The organism is Acidianus sp. HS-5 (assembly GCF_021655615.1).
GTDB lineage: Archaea > Thermoproteota > Thermoprotei_A > Sulfolobales > Sulfolobaceae > Acidianus.
Map to the genome: position 1 here is coordinate 2,230,331 of NZ_AP025245.1, position 22,650 is coordinate 2,252,980.

The 22,650-nt window shown below is 35.1% G+C and carries 24 protein-coding genes; 11 read left to right on the top strand and 13 right to left on the bottom strand.

From position 1 onward, the window contains the following. Nucleotides 1-51: 51 nt before the first annotated feature. Together HS5_RS12315 and HS5_RS12320 are read right to left on the bottom strand one after the other, a co-directional pair. Nucleotides 52-762 carry a class II glutamine amidotransferase gene (locus HS5_RS12315; RefSeq protein ID WP_236751664.1) on the bottom strand — a complete coding sequence of 237 codons (711 nt, stop codon included), beginning with the start codon at nucleotides 760-762 and terminating at the stop codon, nucleotides 52-54. Then, nucleotides 755-1,447 (bottom strand): MBL fold metallo-hydrolase, encoded by a 693-nt coding sequence (locus HS5_RS12320; protein WP_236751665.1) that lies wholly within the window; start codon nucleotides 1,445-1,447, stop codon nucleotides 755-757. Before HS5_RS12320 ends, HS5_RS12315 begins: the two co-directional genes overlap by 8 nt. 51 nt (nucleotides 1,448-1,498) lie before the next feature. Here HS5_RS12320 and HS5_RS12325 point away from each other — a divergent pair, with 51 nt between their 5' ends. Next, nucleotides 1,499-2,557 (top strand): Xaa-Pro peptidase family protein, encoded by a 1,059-nt coding sequence (locus HS5_RS12325; protein ID WP_236751666.1) that lies wholly within the window; start codon nucleotides 1,499-1,501, stop codon nucleotides 2,555-2,557. Here the strand turns inward: HS5_RS12325 and HS5_RS12330 are convergent. Further along, nucleotides 2,545-3,678 carry a PLP-dependent aminotransferase family protein gene (locus tag HS5_RS12330; protein WP_236751667.1) on the bottom strand — a complete coding sequence of 378 codons (1,134 nt, stop codon included), beginning with the start codon at nucleotides 3,676-3,678 and terminating at the stop codon, nucleotides 2,545-2,547. The genes HS5_RS12325 and HS5_RS12330 overlap by 13 nt on opposite strands. Further along, nucleotides 3,663-4,601 carry an ornithine cyclodeaminase family protein gene (locus HS5_RS12335; RefSeq protein ID WP_236751668.1) on the bottom strand — a complete coding sequence of 313 codons (939 nt, stop codon included), beginning with the start codon at nucleotides 4,599-4,601 and terminating at the stop codon, nucleotides 3,663-3,665. Before HS5_RS12335 ends, HS5_RS12330 begins: the two co-directional genes overlap by 16 nt. Before the next feature lie 58 nt (nucleotides 4,602-4,659). Between HS5_RS12335 and HS5_RS12340 the strand changes: the two genes are divergently transcribed. Then, complete coding sequence (locus HS5_RS12340; RefSeq protein ID WP_236751669.1) at nucleotides 4,660-4,980, top strand: winged helix-turn-helix transcriptional regulator; 321 nt, start codon at nucleotides 4,660-4,662, stop codon at nucleotides 4,978-4,980. Here HS5_RS12340 and HS5_RS12345 read toward each other — a convergent pair. Genes HS5_RS12345 through HS5_RS12360 form a run of 4 tightly spaced genes read right to left on the bottom strand, consistent with a single transcriptional unit; the run spans nucleotide 4,977 to nucleotide 8,812 of the window. Continuing rightward, nucleotides 4,977-5,684, bottom strand: a complete 708-nt coding sequence (locus HS5_RS12345; RefSeq protein ID WP_236751670.1) for a polyprenol monophosphomannose synthase — start codon at nucleotides 5,682-5,684, stop codon at nucleotides 4,977-4,979. The genes HS5_RS12340 and HS5_RS12345 overlap by 4 nt on opposite strands. Next, the gene (locus tag HS5_RS12350; protein ID WP_236751671.1) at nucleotides 5,666-6,124 is read right to left on the bottom strand and encodes a DUF1947 domain-containing protein; all 459 of its coding nucleotides are present in this window, start codon (nucleotides 6,122-6,124) and stop codon (nucleotides 5,666-5,668) included. Before HS5_RS12350 ends, HS5_RS12345 begins: the two co-directional genes overlap by 19 nt. Continuing rightward, on the bottom strand, nucleotides 6,124-8,250 hold the full coding sequence (gene cutA, locus HS5_RS12355) for a glyceraldehyde dehydrogenase subunit alpha (RefSeq protein ID WP_236751672.1): 2,127 nt from the start codon (nucleotides 8,248-8,250) through the stop codon (nucleotides 6,124-6,126). Before cutA ends, HS5_RS12350 begins: the two co-directional genes overlap by 1 nt. A 22-nt stretch (nucleotides 8,251-8,272) precedes the next feature. After that, the gene (locus HS5_RS12360) at nucleotides 8,273-8,812 is read right to left on the bottom strand and encodes a M48 family metallopeptidase (RefSeq protein ID WP_236751673.1); all 540 of its coding nucleotides are present in this window, start codon (nucleotides 8,810-8,812) and stop codon (nucleotides 8,273-8,275) included. An 89-nt stretch (nucleotides 8,813-8,901) separates the two neighbouring features. Here HS5_RS12360 and HS5_RS12365 point away from each other — a divergent pair, with 89 nt between their 5' ends. Further along, on the top strand, nucleotides 8,902-9,918 hold the full coding sequence (locus tag HS5_RS12365) for a zinc-dependent dehydrogenase (RefSeq protein WP_236751674.1): 1,017 nt from the start codon (nucleotides 8,902-8,904) through the stop codon (nucleotides 9,916-9,918). On the opposite strand, the gene HS5_RS12370 is transcribed toward HS5_RS12365, so the two are convergent. Then, nucleotides 9,847-10,767: a cobalamin biosynthesis protein gene (locus HS5_RS12370; RefSeq protein ID WP_236751675.1), complete on the bottom strand. Its 921-nt coding sequence runs from the start codon at nucleotides 10,765-10,767 to the stop codon at nucleotides 9,847-9,849. The two genes, HS5_RS12365 and HS5_RS12370, sit on opposite strands and share 72 nt — an antisense overlap. Before the next feature lie 6 nt (nucleotides 10,768-10,773). Further along, nucleotides 10,774-11,508, bottom strand: coding sequence for an adenosylcobinamide-GDP ribazoletransferase (locus HS5_RS12375; protein ID WP_236751676.1), 735 nt, complete (start codon nucleotides 11,506-11,508; stop codon nucleotides 10,774-10,776). A gap of 15 nt (nucleotides 11,509-11,523) precedes the next feature. On the opposite strand from HS5_RS12375, the gene HS5_RS12380 reads away from it, so the two are divergent. Continuing rightward, a complete protein-coding gene (locus tag HS5_RS12380) occupies nucleotides 11,524-12,912 on the top strand; it encodes a cobyric acid synthase (RefSeq protein WP_236751677.1) in 1,389 nt (462 codons plus the stop codon). A gap of 6 nt (nucleotides 12,913-12,918) precedes the next feature. Continuing rightward, complete coding sequence (locus tag HS5_RS12385; protein ID WP_236751678.1) at nucleotides 12,919-14,034, top strand: ATP-binding protein; 1,116 nt, start codon at nucleotides 12,919-12,921, stop codon at nucleotides 14,032-14,034. A gap of 7 nt (nucleotides 14,035-14,041) precedes the next feature. Here the strand turns inward: HS5_RS12385 and htpX are convergent, their stop codons facing one another. Then, nucleotides 14,042-15,025 carry a zinc metalloprotease HtpX gene (gene htpX, locus HS5_RS12390; protein WP_236753578.1) on the bottom strand — a complete coding sequence of 328 codons (984 nt, stop codon included), beginning with the start codon at nucleotides 15,023-15,025 and terminating at the stop codon, nucleotides 14,042-14,044. Nucleotides 15,026-15,374: 349 nt separating this feature from the next. Here htpX and HS5_RS12395 point away from each other — a divergent pair, with 349 nt between their 5' ends. The 5 genes from HS5_RS12395 to HS5_RS12415 are packed head-to-tail and all read left to right on the top strand — an operon-like array spanning nucleotide 15,375 to nucleotide 19,115. Then, nucleotides 15,375-15,770 (top strand): CBS domain-containing protein, encoded by a 396-nt coding sequence (locus HS5_RS12395; protein WP_236751679.1) that lies wholly within the window; start codon nucleotides 15,375-15,377, stop codon nucleotides 15,768-15,770. A 36-nt stretch (nucleotides 15,771-15,806) separates the two neighbouring features. After that, nucleotides 15,807-16,028: a hypothetical protein gene (locus HS5_RS12400; RefSeq protein WP_236751680.1), complete on the top strand. Its 222-nt coding sequence runs from the start codon at nucleotides 15,807-15,809 to the stop codon at nucleotides 16,026-16,028. A gap of 1 nt (nucleotide 16,029) precedes the next feature. Then, complete coding sequence (locus HS5_RS12405; RefSeq protein WP_236751681.1) at nucleotides 16,030-17,526, top strand: teichoic acid transporter; 1,497 nt, start codon at nucleotides 16,030-16,032, stop codon at nucleotides 17,524-17,526. Nucleotides 17,527-17,541: 15 nt separating this feature from the next. Beyond that, nucleotides 17,542-18,351: a class I fructose-bisphosphate aldolase gene (locus HS5_RS12410; RefSeq protein ID WP_236751682.1), complete on the top strand. Its 810-nt coding sequence runs from the start codon at nucleotides 17,542-17,544 to the stop codon at nucleotides 18,349-18,351. After that, on the top strand, nucleotides 18,348-19,115 hold the full coding sequence (locus HS5_RS12415; RefSeq protein WP_236751683.1) for a sugar phosphate nucleotidyltransferase: 768 nt from the start codon (nucleotides 18,348-18,350) through the stop codon (nucleotides 19,113-19,115). The genes HS5_RS12410 and HS5_RS12415 overlap by 4 nt, the downstream gene beginning before the upstream one ends. Here HS5_RS12415 and agl3 read toward each other — a convergent pair. Beyond that, nucleotides 19,102-20,256, bottom strand: a complete 1,155-nt coding sequence (gene agl3, locus HS5_RS12420) for a UDP-sulfoquinovose synthase (protein ID WP_236751684.1) — start codon at nucleotides 20,254-20,256, stop codon at nucleotides 19,102-19,104. The two genes, HS5_RS12415 and agl3, sit on opposite strands and share 14 nt — an antisense overlap. 81 nt (nucleotides 20,257-20,337) lie before the next feature. Here agl3 and HS5_RS12425 point away from each other — a divergent pair, with 81 nt between their 5' ends. Continuing rightward, nucleotides 20,338-21,246, top strand: a complete 909-nt coding sequence (locus HS5_RS12425; protein WP_236751685.1) for a BadF/BadG/BcrA/BcrD ATPase family protein — start codon at nucleotides 20,338-20,340, stop codon at nucleotides 21,244-21,246. Here the strand turns inward: HS5_RS12425 and HS5_RS12430 are convergent. Then, nucleotides 21,212-22,642 (bottom strand): gamma-glutamyltransferase family protein, encoded by a 1,431-nt coding sequence (locus HS5_RS12430; RefSeq protein WP_236751686.1) that lies wholly within the window; start codon nucleotides 22,640-22,642, stop codon nucleotides 21,212-21,214. The two genes, HS5_RS12425 and HS5_RS12430, sit on opposite strands and share 35 nt — an antisense overlap. Between the last annotated feature and the right edge of the window lie 8 nt (nucleotides 22,643-22,650).

Sequence of the window (22,650 nt, forward strand, 5' to 3'; positions counted from 1 at the left end):
AATACTTATTTCCAAAGTTTTAAGTCTAAGTATCTAAAGTTGAAACAATCATTATAAATATATTATATCTCCATAAACAAGCTCATTATCAGCATTACCTAGATAATATTTTATTGTCGAGGAAAATACATAATTTCTCCAAATGTAAAGTTTAAAGTACTCTTCAGAGTAGTCGACTGCTTCCCTCTTATTATAATAATACCCAACTTGAATTAAAGGACCTTCTCCTTCAGAGAAGGAAAGTAATGCAGAATTAAGGCTAGCCGCATACTCTTTAAAGCTATTAAAAGTTATTCTAAAGGAGTTTCTAACGTCATTCGATTTACTTACTTCATCAACTATTTTTAGTAAAAACATGTAACTATCAGTATAAGGTAATGAAGGATTTTGAAAAGCGCTGCGAGATATAGAGCCGTTATGAGCAAAGTAAAGATCGTAAGCTCCTGCCCTTGCATGATAAGGATGAGCGTGAGTTAAACCTTGTAAAAATTTCTTGCCGGCTTTTCTTGCGTGGATTATTCCGAGGATCTCATCTCCTTTAATTGAAGTTAACAAAGACAAATCATCCTGAAATATAGGCTCTGGAGATCTGTAATATATGCTCCTCCAGCTCCCATTTTTCTTTACAAGAATTATGAAACCCCAGCCATCAGGGTGAGATTTATATGGGGAGAAAGGATCATATCTTGCAGAATTTACAAAAGCCTTAAGTACTTCTCCATTAATTCTTTCTTTTTCCTTAAACGCTAAAATCCTACACATTCCATATCAGCCCATCAAAAGCCATAATGTAGTCTCCAAGGTTAGAATACTTATCCTCAATTTGTGAAGGTATATGAGTTATTATTACTCTCTTTCCTTGAAAAACCTCCTTAAGCTTAGGTAAAGGAGTATGTCCGTAAATCTCGCAACCCTCTATACAAGTAGCTTCATGTATTATTAAGTCCGCATCTTTGCTTTCCTCAACAATTCCGTCACAAGGCTCTGAAGTATCTCCTGAGTATATTATCTTCTTTTTACCGTCAGTTATTACGTAAGATATTGCATATATTGCATGACATGCTTCAACCGAGTAAACTTCAAGATCACCTATTTTGACTTTAGGTAATTTATCCTCATGAATTTCTGCAGAAATGTTGTTTCCAAGAGTCTTGTAAACTTCAAGTAATCTGGAAAATCCTAGAGGAGAATATATTCTTACGTCCTGTATTCTCTTTATCTTTCTCTGTACTAAATAGTCAAAAACTCCGTTAATGTGATCGATATGAAGATGAGTCAAAAATATTGCATTAATTTCAGGAAATCCTAAATCCTCAAGTCTTGAATTTGCACCGTTTCCCATGTCTAAAATTATGTTATCGTTATCGTCTGAGATCATGATGGACGACTTTGCCCTCTTAGAGCCTAGTGTTGATCCCGATCCAGTGCCTAGAAATGTTATTTTCATCGTCTATAATGACTACTGCTTGCTTATATTCTTGAATACAAAAAAGGTAATATGAACAGGGTAAAGAAGCTTCAGAATATGATGAAAGAAAAAGGGATAGATTACGTTGTTATAGGCCCCACAAGTAATATGTTTTACTTGACCGGATTTACGGAAGAGCAAATGGAAAGACCTTTATTTTTCATAGTAGGTGAAGGGACTTGTTATTTTCTTGCTCCAAAACTATATGAAGAGCAACTATCAAAGTACGGTTTTGAGATAATTTCTTACGTTGATGGAGAAGACGCTTATTCAAAGATTGATATAAAAATGAACTCAACTATAGCAATTGACGATCAATTATGGTCGCTTTTTACTGTAAATTTAATTAAAAAATTCAGTCCATCTACTCTTCTCATTGCATCAACTCTCTTGAAGGAATTAAGGATGAGAAAAGATGAGAAAGAACTAGAAATAATGAAAGAAGGACTGAATATTGCAGAAAAGAGCTTTATGCAATTTCTTAACGAGATAAAAGAAGGTGATTCTGAATGCAAACTTGCTGATAAACTCGAGGAAATATTTAAGGATAACGGCGCCGAAGGAGTTTCTTTTAAGCCGATATTGACTTCTGGACCAAATACCTCAATGCCTCATTTAAGATGTACTGATAGGAAAGTGAAGAGAGGTGATATAATAATAGTAGATTTCGGCGTAAAATATAAGGGATATTCCACAGATACTACAAGAGTGGTTTCCTTAGGAAAGCCTTCTGGAGAAGTCGAAAATATTCATGACATTGTACTTGAGGCACAGGAGTCTGCTGAGAGAGCAAAGAACGGAATGAAGGGTAAAGAGATAGATTCTATAGCTAGAGAAATAATATCTAAAGCGGGATATTCTCAGTTCTTCATTCACAGAACAGGACACGGCATAGGAATTGACGTTCATGAAGACCCTTACATTTCGCAGGATAGTGAACAAGTAATAGAAGAAAATATGACCTTCACTGTAGAGCCAGGGATATATTTGCCAGAGAAATTCGGCATTAGAATAGAAGATATGGTAGTTATGGGAGAAAAGGAAGCCTATCCTTTAAATAAGTTAAGAAAAGATATTTACGTGATCTGAATAGCCCTTTTAAGGATATTAACTCCTTCTTTTATTTCCTCATCAGTAGACATTGTTATGCTAAGCCTGGCCATAGTATCTCCTCCTCTTAGGAAGAACGGCTTTGCAGGAACGAAGCTTAAACCTAGGGTAATCGCGTTATTAAATACCTTCCAGCTATCTTTTTCAATGTCTAAAAGTAAGAAGAACCCGCATTTCGGATCGTTGAATTTAGTTAGTCCTTTATCTAATAGGGAATCTTTTAGAATTTTCATTTTCTTGGAGTAATACTCATAAAGTTCTTTCATCCTTCTGGTAACTGTTCCCTTTCTTATTAACCTCGATACTACGTATTGGTTAACAGTTGAGGTTGAAAAGTCAAGTTGCTCCAGTAAAGATATTTTTTCTGCAATTTCCTTATTAGCCAAGATAAAGCCTATTCTTAAGCCTGGTGCAAGGATTTTACTAAATGAACTGATGTAAATTACTCTACCGCTTTTATCAAAGTACTTTATAGGTTTAGGAACGCAACCGGCTATAGGTCTGTAAGGATCGTCCTCTAAAATGTAAAAATCATATGTCTCCGCTAATTCTGCAAGGTATTTTCTCCTTTCCTCATCTAAATTTACTCCCGCTGGGTTATGGCAGTTTGGAATTACGTAAAGTAGTTTAATCTTAATAATCTTAAGGAATTCCTCAAGCTCTTCAACTTTAATTCCTTTATTATCTAGTCCTATTGGCAAAACTACTGAAGACCTAAGTTTTATTGTATTAAAAGTCTCTATAAATGTAGGGTTTTCAACAGCTGTTACATCATTCTCGAGGAAATATTTTCCTAATAACTCCATTGCATGTTGAGCTCCGCTGGTTACTACTATTTCGTCATTTCCCTTGTTTAAGCCTAAAAATTGCAGATAATGCTCTTCAATTTCCTTCTTTAATTCCTCTTGTCCTCCTGCCCCTGGGTAAAAAAGCGATTTCACGTCTTCCAATACTTCACTGTAGGCTTCCTTAATTTCGTTAATAGGAATAACTCTTGGATCTGGCGATCCGCTTGCTAGATTTATTCTTGCTTTTTTTGCTAATTGAGAAGCTAATTCTACGGGTGAAATTTCTATCTCCTTTCCTATTCTCGAGACCATGTTCCTTTCACTTCTATTTCTTTTCCTATACCTTTTTTCTTAGCTTTCTCATAAAGAATCTTCATAACAGCAACGTCTTCTAATCCTATTCCGGTAGATTTGAATATTGAGATATCATCTGCTTTCTTTTCAATTTTTCCAGATATTATTGAAGATAATTGAATGAGTTTGCTTTCGTCAAGCATCCCCATCTTATGAGCTAAAATTAGATCTCCAGCTTCTTCTAATGCCTGTTGTATATCTTCAACAACTATTATAGAAGAAGCCTTAATTAATTCTGGAAAAGCCTCAACTCTTTCTGGTATATTTGAGCCCATCAAGTTAATATGCATTCCTTTTCTTACATAGTCAAGTTTAATGAATGGATCTTTAGATGAAGTAACAGAAGTTACTACTTCAGAGTTAAGAAATACGTCCTTATAAGACCCTGCTACCTTAACTTTTATCCCTTCAGAATTCAGTACTCTAAGAGCTTTGTTTATCCTATCTTGAGACCTAGAAATTACTATTGGTTCTATTTTTTTAAGTTCATAAAAAGCCTCAACATGTGCTAGCCCTTGCTTTCCTAGCCCAATAATTCCTACTGTATTATACTTTAATTGAATATAATCAGAGGCAAGGACTGCAAGGGTACCAGTTCTTATTTGGCTTAATCTATCTGCCTCAACTATCATCAAAAGTTCTCCAGAAGTAGAAAAGAGGAGGGAGACGAAATTTCCCTTTATAAAAGTTTTAATTCCGAGATAACCTTGCAACCCACCTGCCTGACAAGTTAATGTGGAACCAGAAATCGAAGTTCTCATTCTTTTAGAATTTACTCCAAGTTTATTTTCCCACTCAATGAAGGCTTCCTTTAACGCATTGTAAGCATCTTCAAATTTTAATAAATTTACTACGTCTTTTTCTGTAAGTAATAGGGCCAATTTTCCCTAATAAAATCTGCCCAAGTGCTTAAAAGTACTACTATTCAAAAAACTTATCATGGAGCTTACGCCTAGATTACAAGATGTAATAAATATTGTTAAACAAAAAGGAGAAATAAACTTAAGGGATCTAGCTTTGGAGCTTAAGGTTTCTCCAAAAACTGCTAAAGGATACGTAAGAGAATTAACCAGGCTAGGTTTTGTCGAGATGGATGAAAAAGAAAACGTAAAACTGAAAATTGTTCAAGATGATTCTGTAGAAAATTTAAAGAAGATAATAGAAATTCATGAAAGTGAAATCAATGCTTTAAAAAAGGAAATTGAAGAATTAAAAACTGAAGTAATAAAGCTCAGGAAAAAGAATAAGGAATATTATTAGCTTTTAGTTAAGTGAATTACATATTTAAACCACTTGTAAATCTGTCTACTAGTTAGTTTGCTTTTACCAATTTCACGGTCTTTAAAAACTATTGGGACTTCAGCTACTGGGAAGTTTGCTCGTAATACTCTGTAAACCGCACATATTTGAAATTCATAACCATCAGCACTTTCACACTTTAAAGCCTCTTTTGCTGCCCTGGTCGAATATACTCTATAATTAGACGTGTTATCATGAAGAGGGGAACGTAAAAGTAATCTAACTAAAAAGTTTGCTCCCCAGCTAATAACTCTTCTCTTTAGAGGCCAATTTTCTATTCCTCCACCTTTAACATATCTGGAACCTATTATGAGGTCGTATCCTTCTCTTGCCTTCTCGTACATTGAAGGAAGGTAAACTGGATCGTGACTCAAATCGGCATCCATGGTAACTATGTAATCTGCACTGCTCTCTATGGCTTTTAGTATCCCAGTCCTAATTGCAGAGCCAAGACCCTTTTCATTTTTCCTTATGATTATTTGAATATTGGGCGAATTTAAGGATTTTACTGCTTCAGCAGTACCATCCTGACTATCATCGTCCACTATTATTATGCTAGCTCTTATTACCTTGCTTAGGAGAGGGAGCAATCTAACAATGTTATCTCTCTCATTAAAAGTTGGTATTACTATAGTAACTTTCTTATTTATTTGCATATTTTCCATATTTCATCTCCTAGGTAATGTAAATTCTTTGAAAATTTTCCTCTCTTTTCTTTTTCTGCATCTTCCTTGCTTATAAGAACTTTCATAATAGCTATAGCCTTTCCGTCCATAGTAGTAACGGCAATTATATCTCCTGGTTTGCAATTACAATTAAACTCCTTTATTCCAGGCACAAAAAGATCAGCACCTTTTAATACAGCTCTTACTGCTCCTTCATCTACCTTAACCGAAGGTAAAGAGATATTAAGTTTATAAACAGCACAGAGTGTAGGAATTATATCTTGTGAAAAGAAGGAAAGAACTCCATCTAAGAAATAGTAAACCTCCTTCTTCTCCTTACCTATCTCAATCTTTTGAGGTGATAAGATTATGTTGTATTTCTCCTTTATTTTGTCAAGAAAATCTTTGGAATCTTTCTCAGATAAAAAATGTCTCTGCATTATAGATCATCCGGTTTGATAGGTATTTTATATATTCTCTTTCCTAAACAGTTTTCAACAGCATTAGCTATTACTGGAGTAGAAACTACAGCTCCTGCTTCTCCTACTCCTTTACTTCCGGTAGGATGATTCGATAATCCCCTCTCTATGTAAGTCCATAAATATGTAGGGCTTTCCACTGCAGTAGGTACTGTATAATCATCTAGGTTGGAATTTACTACATTTCCTTGAGAATCTATAACCGCCTCCTCATAGAGTGCTTGGGCAATCCCTTGCATGACTCCACCGTGAATTTGCCCTTCTGCAGTTAATGGATTTATTACTCTGCCTATATCATCTATTGCTACGTATTTTTTTACTTTTATTTTTCCTAGTTCTTTGTCAACGTTTACTAAAGCCATGTGAACTCCGTAAGGACTAGTAGGCTTACTTGTAGGATACACATAAGTTACGTCTAGGCTTATTCCATTCTTGTAAGCAAAGGAAATAACTTCAGAGAAGCTAGCAGATCTTCCGGTCTTCTTATTAGTAAACTTTCCTTCCGAGTAATCAATTTCCTCTATATCCGCTTGCAACATTTTTGCTGCAGCTTCATTAAGTCTCTTCTTTAATTCCTCAGAAGCTTTTAGCATCGCAGAACCACCTACAGTTATAGTCCTACTACCCCAAGTTCCTATTCCATCCTCTATTATATCAGTATCTCCCCACCTCACTTCAACGTTCTCTATTGGCACTTGTAATGTTTCAGCAACTATTTGTGCAAACCCGGTAGCGTCTCCTTGCCCGTGAGGTCCAGAACCCGTTATTGCTATTATTTTTCCGTCAGATTTAGCAAATACTCTTGCAACTTCCCATGGGCCAAAACCAGTAATTTCTACGTACATTGCTAATCCTATACAATCATCTTTTTCTCCTTCAGATTTTAGTTTATCAAAGTATTCTCTTGCTCTATTTAAGATTTCAACATAATTACCTGAATCATAAGTTATTCCGAAAGCGCTTCCATAGGGCATTTCTTCGGGCTTTATAATGTTCTTTAGTCTAATGTCTATAGGATCCATTTTAAGTTCGTTAGCTACCATATTTACTATCCTTTCTATAAAGTAAGTGGCCTCTGGCCTACCTGCTCCTCTATAAGAAGTTGTAGGAACTTTATTTGTATGAACAGCATAAGACGTTATTAGAGCATCCCTTATTTTATAAGGCCCTAAAATCATTTTAGAAGTGCTAATAACGTTTCCTGATTCGTCGTCGTTTGCATCAGCATAAGGAGCTCCTAGATCTGCTATAATTGTCCCAAGTAATGCGGTAATCTTACCGTCTCTGGTAAATCCAACCTTAAATTTCAACTTCTTATCTCTACCATGACCTGCGCTTATCATCTCTTCAGTTCTTGTAGGGACCCACTTTAATGGTACTCCTAACTTCATTGCCAATTTAGCTACAGCGTACTGCTCTGGATGCGTAACTATTTTACTTCCGAAAGCTCCTCCAACGTCGGGCTGAATAACTCTTATGTTAGAATATCCCAAGAATTCAACAAGGTTTCTCCTCATAAAATGAGCTGACTGAGTTGAAGCCCAAATGTTAAGCCTTTGTCCGTCAAAGTGAGCTAAAATTCCCCTAGGTTCAATAGGCGAAGCTATGACTCTTTGGTTTATTAGTTCTCCTTCTATGACTAATGACTCCGAAAGAACTTTTTCGGGATTTCCAGATGAAAAACTCTTCTGGAAGTAAATGTTAGAATTTAAGCCTGAGTAGACTTTTACATCGTCTTTTATTGCATCTGCTGGATCTAGAACGTAAGGTAAATCTTCATATTCAACTTCTATGCTTTCAAGCAAATCGTAAGCTTCATATCTATCCTTTGCTATTATTGCGGCTATTGGTTGACCAACGTAGGTTGTTTCTTTATTTGCTATGGGAAAATCTTTCCCTGGGTTTATGTCTTCTCCAGTGAAAACGTTCTCAGACTTTTTTACATGAATTTTAGCGTGAGGTTTTGTTGATCTTAAAAAAGCTACAAACATTTCTCCAGGAAGTTTTATATCGTCAACGTAAGATCCTTTTCCAGAAATTAGCTTAGGATCTTCTATCCTCCTTATAGGCTTTCCTATATATTGCATAAATAGTAATAGAAGAGGTAGTTTATATCTTCTTTATTCTTACAGAGGAAGGAGGATGAGTTGAGAAGATATTCGATTTTATTTCTCCGTACTTTGATATTAAGTTCACTAAAGATCCTTTACCAACTAGTTTGGAAGCGTACTTATCGGCTTGTATTTCAAATTTCCTTGAGATGAATCTTTGAATTAAAACAATGGAAATTCCAGCAATAACGAACAGAATCAAGGAAATTTCAGCAGTATAGAAGAATAAAAGTACTAATGCGTTAACTAATATCAACATTTTTAAGTGGTGATGTAATTTTATGTGTCCCATCTCATGAGCAATCATAGCGTCTAATTCATCTTTTGGTAAGTTTAAGCTAGCCGAAGTTATCAAAATCTTACCACTTATTACTGAAAAAGCGTTAATCCTTGGATCTTCTTTAATCTTGAGTTCAATTTGTTTTCCAAGAAAATCATACTTTATTGGTTTAAATCTCTTGGCTAATACTACTGATACTGCAAAGTAAGCAATGTTTATGAATAATAGAGAGAGTAATCCGAAAATGATTATTTGCATAAAGGTATTTAAGACGTATTACTATAAATATATTTGCTCAAAACCGAAAGTAAACTTGTCTTATAAGCCAGTCGTTTAAGTATAAAATTATGAAAGCAATAATCCTTGAAAACGGAAGGCCCGTATTAAAAGAAGTTCCGGTACCTAAGCTTAATTCTGGGGATGTTTTAGTAAAAATGAAAGCCTGTGGACTTTGCGGGACAGATGTAGAAAAAATATGCGGACAATATACTGCCTCACAGCCAATTTTAGGTCACGAGCCTGCAGGAATAATAGCAGAATCTACAGTAAATTGGCTAAAAGAAGGAGACAGAGTTTTCGCTCATCATCACGTTCCTGATTACGAGTGCTACTATTGTAAAAAAGGAAGTCCTACAATGTGTCCTTATTACAGGAAGACTAATTTAGACCCTGGAGGATTTGCAGACTACTTCAGAGTACCTGCATGGAACGTTAGCAGGGGAGGAATATTAAAATTACCAGATAACGTATCTTTCGAAGAAGGTTCATTCATAGAACCCTTAGCAACGGTAATAAGGGCACAGAGAAGGGTATTCATTGATAAAGATGATTATGTCCTTATAGTTGGAGCAGGACCTATGGGATTATTGCATGTAATGATGGCTAAAGTAAATGGCGCAGGAAAAGTTTACGTTTCAGATATTTCCGAGTTTCGTAATGAATACGCTAGAAAGGTAGGAGCAGATGAGGTATTTAACCCAAAGGTTGTTAAAGTTGAGGATGAAGTAAAGAAGCTTACAGATGGTAGAGGAGTTGACGTAGCAATAATAGCTTCTGGGGCTCCTTCTGCAATATTAACCGCGTTATACTCTGTGAGAAAGGGAGGCAGAGTATTGCTCTTCGGAGTTCCTTACAAAGGTACAATATTAAATTATGATATAAGCGATCTTCTGAATAACGAAATTTCAATAATATCAAGTAACGCTGCAGTTGAGGAAGATACTAAAGAGGCATTGAAAGTAATTTCTGACAAAAAGATGGATGTAATGAAGTTAGTTACTCACAAGTTTAAGTTAGAGGAATTTAATGATGCCGTAAGGATAGCTAAAGAGGGCAAAACCATAAAGGCTATAATATACGGTTGAAAGTATTATAAGGAAGAGGATCAAAGTAAGTTTAAATAATTTAAGAGATTTTTCAATATCATCTTTTCCAGGCAAACTACCTTCTCCTACAGTATAGTACCCTTTTTTCTCTAACTTTACTCCAAGTAAAGCAGATGCTATACAAATTGGATACCTTGCGTTAATGCTTTCAATTTGTGTATCTTTCAGAAATTTAAAAGGATTTCCTTCTTCTTTCTTAATCCCTAAAAGCTTTCCGGCAATTATCATTAGTAATCCAGCTAGCCTAGCCGGAATATAATTCATGATAGTATCAACTTTTGCAGAAAAGTAGCCTTCCTTATATAATTCCTTTGTTTTATAACCTACCATACTGTCCATGGTATTTGCTAACCTTTGTAGCATTGCACCAGGCAAACCAAGAATTAAGAACCAAAATAAAGGAGATATTATTCCATCTACTAAACTTTCGAATAAAGACTCAATTGCTGCAGAAGCTATATATCCTGGACTAACATTAGATAAATCTCTTCTGACAATTTGTTGTACTAGATTCCTTGCATTATTGTCTAACTCCTTCGATCTGTCGACAATCTTGTATAACATCCTTATTGAAAAAGTAGTTTTAAGGAATAGTGCTAAGACAATGAGTTTGACCAAAAATATCGGTATGTAGAAAGGAAGTATTGAGAAAGCTATTTCTACTGGAATTATTGATATAAACCAAATTATGACTCCATATGTATAACCCTTGTAAGGTTTTATTAATTTTTCAGAGATTTTTCCCGTATAAACTACGGGGTGAATATAGATTGGTGGCTCTCCGAAAATTAAATCTATTGCTAATGCTAAAAACAATATGGGAAGCAACAAGAGTTAAAGAATAGGAAAAGAAAAAAGTCTTTCTATAAGTAAGAACAGAGGAAATGATAACGTTATTATAGCTCCTATTAAATCTCCTGAAGAACCTCTCAATACTGTATCCCCTATTTTATAAAAAAATACAAAAAGAATAAGAAAAAAGACAACAGATAGAGGACTAAAAACGAAAAACGGCAATGCTTCTATTAATATTATGAACTTTCTTTTATTTAATTTACTATGGAATAACTTTCCTAGATAGCTAGATTCCATTGGCTTAAGTAGCGAAAGAATCAAGATTCCGAGATCTCTGGAAAGCACTTCAGCTGAAATTAAAATTAAAAGAGTTTTAAGAGAAGGACTAGGAAAATTGCATAAGGAAATAAGGAAAAGAGAAAAATAGACTATTGCTAAGCCTATTCCTCCGCTTCCTACTGCAACATCTTTTAATGCCTTTAACCTTTTTTCATAATCTCCTTTTATCATTACTGCATCGCCAAAATCCAGTAAGCCGTCTAAGTGATTGAATCCTCTTATTACTTCGACTGTAATAATAATACCGAACCTCGAAGAATAACTCAAGAGGTGAAAGAGAGAAAAATAAGCTGCAAAATCAATTACGCCAGTTACAAGTCCTACGAAAATAGGTGAAATAAAGCTATACGTAGCAATATCTTCAAGACTTGCGTTTGTTGATGGTATTATTGTAAAAAACGATAACTGTGAAAGAACGCCTTTTAAAGCCTTCATCGATTTAAGATAATTATGGCAATTATAATTTCTTCAACAATGAGTGACTCTGGGAAATCTCTCGTAACTGCAGGACTTGTCAGGATATTGAAGGGAATACCTTTTAAATCTCAAAATATGTCTTTAAATTCATTTCCTTCACAGGAAGGAGGAGAAATTGCATTCATACAGGCTTTCCAAGCAATAGGAGCAAATTTAAAGCCAAGAAATTCCATGAACCCAGTACTTTTAAAGCCATCAACTTCTGGAAAAATTGAAGTCATATTCTTCGGTAAATCTTTAGGAAATTTGAACCCAGAAAATTATTATACTCTTATACCGAAATTTTGGGATAAAATTAAGGAAAACATAAAAGAAAACTACGTTATAGAAGCAGCAGGGGGTATAGAACCTAATTTTATGGAAAGAGATTTAACAGCCTTCCTGCCAATGAAAGAAGGAATTCCTGGAATCCTTGTTTTGGATATAGATAGAGGGGGTGCATTCTCCTCAGCTTACGGAGTTTACCAAATGTTGCCTCCTTCAGTTAGAGGCTCTCTAAAAGGCTTCATCATAAACAAATTTAGGGGTTCTCAATCCCTTCTAGACAGTGCAATAAAATGGCTTAATGAAAAAACAGGAATGAAGTTTCTAGGAGTTATCCCTTATCTGGAAGAGGAATTAACAATGCCTGAAGACTCAATGAACATTAAGGACTTCGGAGAAGGAGACGAAGCTAGCATAGCAATAATAAATTATCCTTACATGAGCAATTTTAATGAGTTTTTCGCATTGCTAAAGTCTAATGCCTCTATAAGGTTTATAAATAATCCTAAGAAACTAAGAAAGGACGACATTATTATACTTCCAGGCAGTAGGAATACTTACGAGTCCTTAATTTGGCTAAAAGAAAGAGGATTTGTAGACGAGATAAGGAAGAGGAAAATACTAGGAATCTGCGGAGGATTTCAGATAATGGGTAAAAAGCTTATAGACCCTTTAGGAATAGAGAGCGGAGAACCTAGGGAATATGAAGGCCTAGGGATGTTTGATTTTACTGTAAAATTCGATGAGGAGAAAGTAGTATCAATGAGTGAAGGAATAATACGGAACGGTAAAGGAATAAGAGGTTACGAGATAAGAAGGGGAAGAATTAATTATGAAAAAGATAAACCTCTCTTAACCATAATGAGGAGGAACGATAAAGAAGTAGAAATCGATGACGGATCTTTTAAAGAGGATAAGCTTGGATTAAGCATTCATGGCTCGTTGTACAGTAGGAACTTGCTAGAAGATTTTGGAGTTAAAATTTACTCTAAATCAATGGAGGAAGAGATAATTTCAATGTCAGAGAAAATTGAGAAAGTTCTTAAACAAAACGTCTACGTTGATGAGATTAAAGAAATATATACTCAAGGAAAATAGTTACATGTGTTTAATCCTGAAAGTTTCATTGAAGAAGTAAAGCCGCAAATATTAAACGAGATAGGAGACGAAAAAATTCTAGCGGCAATAAGTGGTGGAGTAGACAGCACTACTGCTGCAGTATTAATGTACAAAATTCTGGGAAAACAATTACTTCCTATTATGATAGATACGGGCTTTTTGAGAAAAAACGAGGCCAAGAAAGTTAAAGAAATGCTTACTGGTATTTTACCTCTTCAAATATTAGATAAAAGCGATGAATTTATTACAAGGTTAGAAGGGATTTCTGATGCCGAAGAAAAGAGGAAAAAGTTCAGGGAAATATTTTACTCAACTCTTTCTAATATAGCTAAAGAAAACGGTATAAAATACCTAGTACAAGGTACAATAGCCGCAGATTGGGTAGAAACTCAAGGAGGAATTAAAACACAACATAACGTTTTAGTTCAGTTGGGCATTAATACTGAGAAAGAATGGGGATTTAAGGTAATAGAACCTTTAGCAGACCTTTACAAGGATGAAGTAAGGGCATTGGCAAGGTATTTAGGACTACCTAAGGAGATATCTGAAAGACAACCTTTTCCAGGTCCAGGTTTATTAATAAGGGTAGTAGGAAAGCTCACGAAAGAAAAACTGGATATAGAGAGAGAAGTTAATGAAATTGTTGAAGACAGATTAAAGGGCATGGAATATTCGCAGTATTTTTCAGTAATTATAGACTCACAGAAAGTTTTAGATGAGAGAATATCAACAGAAGCTAAAGTCCCAGTTTACATTTATGATACTAGGGCTACAGGAGTTAAAGGTGACGTAAGAAGCTATGGTAAAATTGCGTCTATTCCTGAAATTGACGACTATGAAAAAGTTAGAGAAATAGTTCAAAGGATTACTAAATATGATGTAACTCATGTAGGAATGTTAATAAATGAAAAAGACGAAGGCAAATATTCAGTAGGAATTAGGGCAGTTATAACTCAAGACTTTATGACAGCAGATTTTGCTAAAATTTCACTGGATAAACTGAAGGAAATCGCTTGCGAAATTGTGAAGAATAATAAGGAAATTAAAGAAGTATTTTATGATGTAACTTCTAAACCCCCAGCTACCATAGAATACGAATAAAAAATTTTTACTGAGAATACTTAAGTTTTTCTAAAAGCTGTATCCTTTTTGCAGGGTGTGGATGATCGCTAAAGAAGTCTGCAAACCACGATACCTTTTCATGCTTCCAGTATTCTATAAGTTCATTAACGTTGTTATCTGGAATATCTTCCTGAACCTCTGGAGGTGCAAAGAATAACATATTAGCTACGTTATTATTATTCTTCCTCCTATATCTTTCAACTGTTTCAGGATCCATTGATAAAGTTATTTTAGCCAAGGCCCTCTGAAGGTTTTCTGCTCCTCCTGGAATAGTTTGAGCGGAATTCACATCAGCATAGGCTTCTCTCATCCTATTCAAGTACAATAGAAAGAATTGGAAGAGGTAACTCACAGCTAATAATGCAATTCCCACCAACCATAGCATTCCACCATTGTTATTTCTACCTTCTCCTCCGCCTCCTAGCATTCCGCTCCACATTAGCGAATATCCTATCCAGAAGATTAATGCAGGAATTAATCCTATTGCCATTAATAATTCGACATCCCTATGTCTCAAATGCCCTAACTCATGTCCTAAGACTGCCTTTATTTCATCCTTATTTAAGATCTTTAGTAAAGGTAAAGTTATTGCAACTCTTTTTCCTGCAATAGGGCTTCCATAAGCAAATGCGTTGGGGAACGGTACGTTGGCTATGTATACCTTTGGAGGTGGTGAAATTCTATTGTACTGTGCAACTTCGTCAACTATGTTAACTAACCAGCCGTACTTTGGATCATTAGGCGTAACTTCAACTGCTTTGTACATTGCGTTTATCATATATGGACCGAATAACCATTGTATTATATTTAAGGCAATCACGAAGCTAAGTATTCCAATTATCACTGCTGGAGCGAAACTTAATCCATAGAAGTAGCTAACTACTGCAAAAACTACTGCAAAACCTAGTAAGAAAATTCCTATACTAGTTAGCACCATTCCTAGTCTGAGTTTTAAGACTGTTAAGTTCATACTTATCAAATTTTCATATTCCTCATGGGGTTTAAAAAGGTTATTCGAGATTTTTATTATGAATAGAGCTATCGAAATTTCATTTAGTGTCTAACTACCGTTTAATGTGAACTTTACCTCTGATACAATTTAATCTTGTCAAGTGCTATAAGGACGTTATCTATGCTATAATTATGCTTGTTTAAATGAATATCATAATCTGAAAAAAATCATTATTTTTATTCTTATAGTACATTTTAAGTCTTAATAATTATTACCGGTATATTAAACATGTTAGCCAATTGATAAGGTAATTCTAGACTATCATATCTTTCTAAAATCTTTTATTTATGAGCCAGAATATATTACTATGGAGGAAGTAGTTAAAGAATACATGAAAAATAACGTAGTTTCTGTGGAGAAATCTCTTAGTTTAAAGGAAGTCACGGAAATCATGACTAAAAATAATGTAGGTTCAGTAATAGTTGTTGATAATGGAAAGCCCGTAGGTATAATAACCGAAAAGGATGTTGTAAGAGCTTTGGGAAGTGGAAAAGACCTAAATGCTAAAGCAGAGGAAATAATGACCGTGTCATTAATTACAATAAGAGAAGATGCACCAATAACTGGGGCCTTAAGTTTAATGAGGACAAACAATATTAGGCATCTTCCTGTAGTTGGCGAGGACGGAAAACTTACTGGTATATTATCAATAAGGGATGTGGCAAGGGCATTAGATGATATGTACGAGAATTACTTAGATTAGGATAAGTCTTATTATTTTTTCTTTTATTTTTTGATTGTGAAAATTAAGATCTGGGTAGAATGGTACGATATTCTTCTGAAGTTGTCTAAAGATAAGAGGACAACGCTTGAAGGTATAATAAAGGAGATAATGAATACAAAAGATTGTATTAATTTACCTGAAATAAATGTTACAAAAAAGAAGGAAATAAATGTTAACTTAAACTATACGGAAAAGGAAGTCCTTGAAAAGATAGAGAAATACCTCTTTTGTGATTAATATGCTAAGATCCAAGAAATCCCCTGGCTTTGTTAGGATAGGATTATTTAATCTCCTAATTAGGACTGTAGTAGCTCCAATTTCTTTTCTCTTTTCTTTTCTTGCAGTAAGATACTTATCTTCCATATCAATAGAAACTTTCGGAGTCTGGCAATACATTTACGTACTTATTACTGGATATTTCACTATTCCCGCAGATCTCTTTTCATCAATAACTTCTAGATATTCTGCTGAAGGTAAAGACGTTGGAGGCATAATAATTATTAATGCTATTGCTGGGTCTATTTCTTCTCTGGTGTATTTCATTTTAATTCCGATATTCATGCATTCTGCTGGTTATAATCAATCCTTATATTTCTACACTGCAATCTTACTCATTGTACTCATTTATCTAAATAGAATTTCTGGCTCAGTTGCAATAGGTAAATCTCCTAGATTGACGGCAATAAGTGCCTCTGGATTCCAAGTAGCTAGACTGATCTCTGCACTTGTTATGATGTTTTATTTGAATTTATCTATAAATGCTGTTATTTTTGCATATTCCTTAGGATACGTAGTTCAAATAGCTTTTAACCTAGGATTCGTTAATGCAAGGTTAGGAATAGACTTTAAGGTAGCTCTTTCTGCAGTTAAGAAATCGATAGTATTTATTATGAATTATGTGCAATTAATGATTGAAGCAACTCTAGTTTGGGTTGTAGTTTTCATAGTAAATTCGGCAGTTCCAGTATCTTACTTTGAATCTGCATTAATAATATCGAACTTAGTAGGTTGGTCTCAAGCAGCTACTGACGGCTTAATATTAAAGCTTCAAGAGAGTAAAGATCCTAAATTAATAGAAACTGCAATAAAATTCTACTTTTCTGTAGGTGGAATATTTCTCTTAATAATCTTCGTAGATGGGGAAAGGTTGCTTTATGTCCTTAGACCAGAATATATTGCATCAATATATGCGTTAATTGTGTTATCTTTTTCAACATTCGTGAGATCAGCCTATACTATTTTTTATAAGGCAATATATATGGCTGATGAATCTTTAGCAGTAGAGTCTAAAGGTGAATTTAAAGGACATACTGCTAGACTTACTACTAGAAATGTTATAATTTCTGCAATAGGAGTTTCTTCTTCTCTATTTTTGATTTATTTGTTAAGAGGTGGAAATATATACAAGATCTCACCGATACTTGCAGTTTTCATCTCACTAGCGCTACTAATTAACTCTTTGGGCATGTTCTTTTCCTCTTACAGTATGTCAAAGAAGATTTACAATTTCAATTTTCCTTTAAAGGAAGTTGTAATTTCCCTACTGATTTCAATAGTTTCTTCTTTACCTTTTATCGGATTAAGCAAAGTCAGGGCAATAGAGCAGTTGATTATAATGGCTGAACTAACGTCCTTAGCTTTAGGATTATATATTGTATTAAGTTACATTCTCAATCCTTACGCAAGATATCTAATACATTCTATAATTAGAGAAATAAAAAACTTTAAGCTATAAATCTTGTTTAGAATAATGTCTGGATTAACTATTAGAATGAAAAGGCTTTTTGAGAAAGGAAAAGCTTTCGTAGTAGCTTTAGATCATGGTCTTGTAATGGGCCCATTAAAAGGTATAGAAAATCCGATAGAGATAGTTGAAAAGCTTTCCAACATTCCTGACGCGTTGCAAATGACTCCAGCAATGCTCAAACTTGTTGAAGAGAGCTTTTATAGCAGGAATTCTCCAATGCTGATTGCTAGGCTGGATACTGCAAATGTGTGGAGGAAGGAGAAGAAGTACTCTCAAGGTTACTATTCAATGGTTTACCAGGTTAAGGAAGCAGTAGAGGCAGGAGCTGATGCTGTTGTTACTTACCTGGTAGTAGGTTATGGAGATGATAGAATTGAAGGATATAACGTGGAAGCGTTAGCAAAAGCAAGAGAAGAGGCACATGATTACGGAATTCCGTTTATTATAGAACCCTTATACGTATCTCCAGAAAATCCTGATTCAATAAAAGATGTAAACCTAGTAAAATATGTTACTAGGCTCGCTTCAGAAATTGGTGCTGATATTTTGAAAGTGGATTATACTGGAAATAAGGAAGAGTTCAAGGAGGTAGTAAACGTGGCATTTGCTCCAATACTGATCAGAGGAGGTCCAAAGACTAAAGATGATAAGGAGTTTTTAGCAATGCTTAAGGACGCAGTGGATGCAGGAGCTAGCGGAGTTACAGTTGGTAGGAACTTATGGCAAGCTAAAGATCCAACTGCTATGGCCAAAGCAATAGCAGACGTGGTAAGGGGTAAAAGTGTAGAAGAAGCTTTAGGTAGACTAGCATGATAAGGAAGGCAGTAATAACTGCTGCGGGAAAAGGCAGTAGAATGAAATATATTACTTCTGTCTTACCTAAGGCTCTTTTACCTCTTTTTAAGGAAGAAGATGGAAAAAGAGTAATGAGGCCTATAATAGACTTGATAATGTCGTCATTGTCTTCTGTCGGAGTAAATATTTTCTGTATCGTGATTGGAAAGAATACAAAATTATTGATGGACTATCTATATGAAAGGGAAGGTATTAGTTTCACTTTCCAGAAGGATCCTAAAGGTTTTGGAGACGCAGTACTTAAGTCGGAGAATTTTGTAGGTAATGAACCATTCTTCGTTCATGCAGATGACGGAGTTCTTACAGGTGGATATTCTGAAGCATCTGAACTGTACGAGGAAAACAAACCTGATGCAGTATTATTATTAAGAGAAGTTGATAATCCGTTCAGATATGGAATTGTAAAGGCTGAAGAAAAAGGAGAATTCAAGAATCATAAATTGTATAAGATAATAGATGCGCAAGAGAAACCAAAGAGTCCTTTTTCTAAGCTAGCAATATCCGCAGTTTATATTTTCAAGCCTGCCATTTTTGATGCCTTAAAGGAGGTTAATAATTATGAGGGAGAGCTCGAGTTAACTTACGGAATAAAGAAATTGCTTGACAACGGGGGAGAAATTTATGCGATACTTTTAGAGAAAGAGAAATGGCTTAATGTAGGCGATCCAGAGCACTATTACGAGGCCCTTACTTATTCCTTTAATCAATTCACCTCCACTTAGTCTTGGGCATAATCACATGCTTAAATCTCTCAAGCCTTTCCTTGTAAGGCATTAAATCCTCTATCATGTTCTTTACTTCTTCTTTCATGAACCTTTTAGGAGTAAAACCTAAAGATTCTAGAATTTTTCTTTCAGGATTATAATAATGTTCCTCAGCTTCAACTCTGGGATTTTCAACATGTTTTATTTCTACATGAAGACCTAATTCTTCCGCAGAGTCCTTAACTATTTGAGCTATCTCGTTCACGCTATGAACTTCCATGAATTGATTAACTACCCTATATTCACCGGGATTAGGAGGATGTTCTATTAACGTTCTTAATGCCTCAACGCTATCCTCAAGTGATATAAATCCTCTAGTTTGGCCTCCTTTACCGTAAGGTGTTAAAGGAAGTCCCAGTACAGCTTCTACGCAGAATCTATTCACTACAGTACCCCAGACTTCATCGAAGTCGAATCTAGTCCTTAAAGACTCGTTAACTATTTCAGAGATTCTGCTACCGTAAACTGGTCCTTGCATTATGTCAGTTATAGTTAATCCGAAGAGTCGGTTAAAGTAAGCCAAAAGGTAACTATCAAATATTTTAGAAAAATGATAAACAGATCCTCCCCATCTAGGCGTGAAAATTTTATCCTCCTTACCGTTGATTATAGCTTCTATGAAAGCTGATTCTGGAATATCAAAGTTTGGAGTACCGTATTCTCCCATTGTTCCCATTTTTAGAATATGTATTGAAGGATCAATCTCTTTAACGAGGTAGATCAAATTCAGTGTACCATCCAAGTTATTATTTATCGTGTAGACTGCATGCCTCAAATCTCTCATTGAATAAGGTGCAGATCTCTGTTCAGCAAAATCTACTATTACATCTGGCTTGGATTCTTTTATTATCTCTCTTAATTTTTCATTATTTGATATATCTCCTTTGTAGAATTTTATTTCAGAGTTTAAGTACTTCTTTACTGCATTAACTCTATCCTCAGGGGTAGGAAGAGGGAAGGCGGAATCAGAACCGATTTCTTCTACTGCCTTCCTAGTAGATAAGTTATCCATTCCGTAGACTTCGTGATTTTTTGATACCAATCTTAAAGCTAAAGCCCAACCTATGTACCCATCTATTCCTAGGATTAGAACTCTCATCAATACTTTCTAAATTAACATACTAAAAACGTTTATGGCATGACTAGGAAAACTTTTTTCTTATAAATTAAAATATATACTATGATCCTTGTTGGTGTAGATGCAGGAGGAACTTCCACTATTTCTATAGCATATACATGTGAAGGTAAGTTTATAGGTACAGGGGAATCCGGTCCAGGAAATTTCCATAATATAGGTCTAGAAGACACTGTAAATAATATAAGAGATGCAATTTATAAGTCAACGAAGGGATTAAAACCAGACGTAGCTTGTATAGGTCTAGCGGGATTGGATTCTAAATACGATTATGAGATACTTTCCTCAGCACTTAAGGATTTAGCAAAGGAGACTATTATTGAGCATGATTCTTTTATATCTCTCTATGCAGAAACTAGAGGTAAGCCGGGAATTATAATAATTTCTGGAACAGGAAGCGTAATAATGGGTTATGATGGGAAGAAAAGGATAAGAGTAGGAGGAGCCGGTTGGTTACTCTCAGATGAAGGTTCGGCATATTGGATAGGGAGAAAGGCACTAAGGTTACTTGTAAAAATGTTAGACGGAAGAGAGGAGAAGACAATATTAGCAGATTTAATAATGGAGAAGCTTTCGATAAATAGCTTGGACGATTTAATAAAGTGGACTTATCATGAAGGACATAAAATTGATGAAATAGCTTCTTTAGCTGAAGTAGTTGATATTGCAGCAAATAAGGGAGATAAGAAAGCTCAAGAACTGTTTTACTTAGCAGCAAAAGAGCTTAGTGAAGATGCCATTCACATCTCAAAGAAGCTAGGAATAAAAATCGCCTATATGAACGGAGGAATGTTCTCATCTAAGCTGTTTAAATCTTATGTTGTAGACTTATTGAAAAAAGAAGGCATAATAGCACTAGATAAAAAGAAGAGCCCAGAATTCGGTGCTCTACTAATAGCTTTTAACAAAGCCGGTTGTATTACTGAACCGGAAGAGCAACCCCTTCACTCCTAGGATCGGCAACCGCTATGAACTTATTTCCTTTCCTTTTCATGGCCTGGACTATTCCTACTTCGCTGGATAAATACTCAGTTTGAGTAGCAGGTATACCTAACCTCTTCTCTGCAATAACTTTACCATTAACATACATGAATCTCGGGGCATTAACTGCCTCATCTATCTCCATAGAATAGTCAGCATAATATTCAAAAACTTCAGAATGTATTTGAGGTCTCAAATCTCCACCAGCACAACCTATTATAACGTCCTCATTATCCTTACTAGCTAGCAAGACAGAAAGAGTGTGGAGAGGCCTTTTTCTACCCTCTGGCTTATTTACTCCATCCTTAAATCCATAGCCTCTATTATTAAATACAACATCATTAACAATTATCCCTGAGCCGAAAGGATAAAATAAGCTCTGAACAAATCCGACTTCGTTTTCTCCGTCAGAAACGGCAAAGAAAGTAGTATCTCCACCATATAAATTTACTGGAATTCCTTCGCTTGTCATTCTCTGAATTAAATATCCCTCATCAAGTAAATATGAAGGTGGTTGATAAAACCTCGGATCTGCTATATATCTATCTCTATCGTCATAAGCCAGAATTGAAATTTTAACATGATTATTAACTCTTTTAATATCATTATAGGGCAGTTTATTTATTCCAGACAACTCAACCATTTTCAATATTTGGAGAGTCGTAAGCCCTTGTGTATTAGGTGGAAACTCGTAAATCTCATAATCTTTGTAACTTGTTTTTACGAGAGTTACCTCTTCTCCGTGAAATTCTGAAAAGTCATCCTCTTCTACTGGAACTCCTTGAGTTTTTAAGCCATCTACAATTTCTTGGGAAACCTTCCCTTCATAGAATTCCCTTGGGTTCCTCGAAAGATCTTTAAGAATCTTACTTAGCTTAGGTAATCTTATAAAATCGCCGAATCTCTTGTTTCCAAATATCTTTTCAAACTGAGGATTAAATTTAGGCGAAGATATTATTGCATGATGCAGAGTTCTACCCACGTAAAATCCATTTGTAGTCAGTGAAATTGCTGGCTTGAGTAGTTCGTAAAGATCCATTGTAGTGTAATTTTCCTCCAAATAATTCCATAGATCAGCCAAACCTGGAACTACTATAGAATTAGGATCTCTCTCACTAATCCTTTCTACCTTCAAATTTTTAGGAGACCATCCTGAAGAATTATAAGCCTTTATCCCTTCAGGAGTTTTTATTACTATAAAACCGTCTCCTCCAAGACCGCTAGTATGAGGCAAAACTACAGACAGTACTGCACTTATTGCTATTGCGGCATCGAATGCATTTCCACCGTTTTCCAGAACTTTTGCTCCAACATAGCTTGCGATATAATTCTGCGTGGAAACTACTTTTTTGCCTACTGCAGATATCATGTATGTTT

Coding starts and splice junctions, on each gene's coding strand:
- HS5_RS12315 (WP_236751664.1), bottom strand. CDS start 762: ATGTGTAGGATTTTAGCGTTTAAGGAAAAAGAAAGAATTAATGGAGAA.
- HS5_RS12320 (WP_236751665.1), bottom strand. CDS start 1,447: ATGAAAATAACATTTCTAGGCACTGGATCGGGATCAACACTAGGCTCT.
- HS5_RS12325 (WP_236751666.1), top strand. CDS start 1,499: ATGAACAGGGTAAAGAAGCTTCAGAATATGATGAAAGAAAAAGGGATA.
- HS5_RS12330 (WP_236751667.1), bottom strand. CDS start 3,678: ATGGTCTCGAGAATAGGAAAGGAGATAGAAATTTCACCCGTAGAATTA.
- HS5_RS12340 (WP_236751669.1), top strand. CDS start 4,660: ATGGAGCTTACGCCTAGATTACAAGATGTAATAAATATTGTTAAACAA.
- HS5_RS12345 (WP_236751670.1), bottom strand. CDS start 5,684: ATGGAAAATATGCAAATAAATAAGAAAGTTACTATAGTAATACCAACT.
- HS5_RS12350 (WP_236751671.1), bottom strand. CDS start 6,124: ATGCAGAGACATTTTTTATCTGAGAAAGATTCCAAAGATTTTCTTGAC.
- cutA (WP_236751672.1), bottom strand. CDS start 8,250: ATGCAATATATAGGAAAGCCTATAAGGAGGATAGAAGATCCTAAGCTA.
- HS5_RS12360 (WP_236751673.1), bottom strand. CDS start 8,812: ATGCAAATAATCATTTTCGGATTACTCTCTCTATTATTCATAAACATT.
- HS5_RS12365 (WP_236751674.1), top strand. CDS start 8,902: ATGAAAGCAATAATCCTTGAAAACGGAAGGCCCGTATTAAAAGAAGTT.
- HS5_RS12375 (WP_236751676.1), bottom strand. CDS start 11,508: ATGAAGGCTTTAAAAGGCGTTCTTTCACAGTTATCGTTTTTTACAATA.
- HS5_RS12380 (WP_236751677.1), top strand. CDS start 11,524: ATGGCAATTATAATTTCTTCAACAATGAGTGACTCTGGGAAATCTCTC.
- htpX (WP_236753578.1), bottom strand. CDS start 15,025: ATGAACTTAACAGTCTTAAAACTCAGACTAGGAATGGTGCTAACTAGT.
- HS5_RS12395 (WP_236751679.1), top strand. CDS start 15,375: ATGGAGGAAGTAGTTAAAGAATACATGAAAAATAACGTAGTTTCTGTG.
- HS5_RS12405 (WP_236751681.1), top strand. CDS start 16,030: ATGCTAAGATCCAAGAAATCCCCTGGCTTTGTTAGGATAGGATTATTT.
- HS5_RS12410 (WP_236751682.1), top strand. CDS start 17,542: ATGTCTGGATTAACTATTAGAATGAAAAGGCTTTTTGAGAAAGGAAAA.
- HS5_RS12415 (WP_236751683.1), top strand. CDS start 18,348: ATGATAAGGAAGGCAGTAATAACTGCTGCGGGAAAAGGCAGTAGAATG.
- agl3 (WP_236751684.1), bottom strand. CDS start 20,256: ATGAGAGTTCTAATCCTAGGAATAGATGGGTACATAGGTTGGGCTTTA.
- HS5_RS12425 (WP_236751685.1), top strand. CDS start 20,338: ATGATCCTTGTTGGTGTAGATGCAGGAGGAACTTCCACTATTTCTATA.
- HS5_RS12430 (WP_236751686.1), bottom strand. CDS start 22,642: ATGATATCTGCAGTAGGCAAAAAAGTAGTTTCCACGCAGAATTATATC.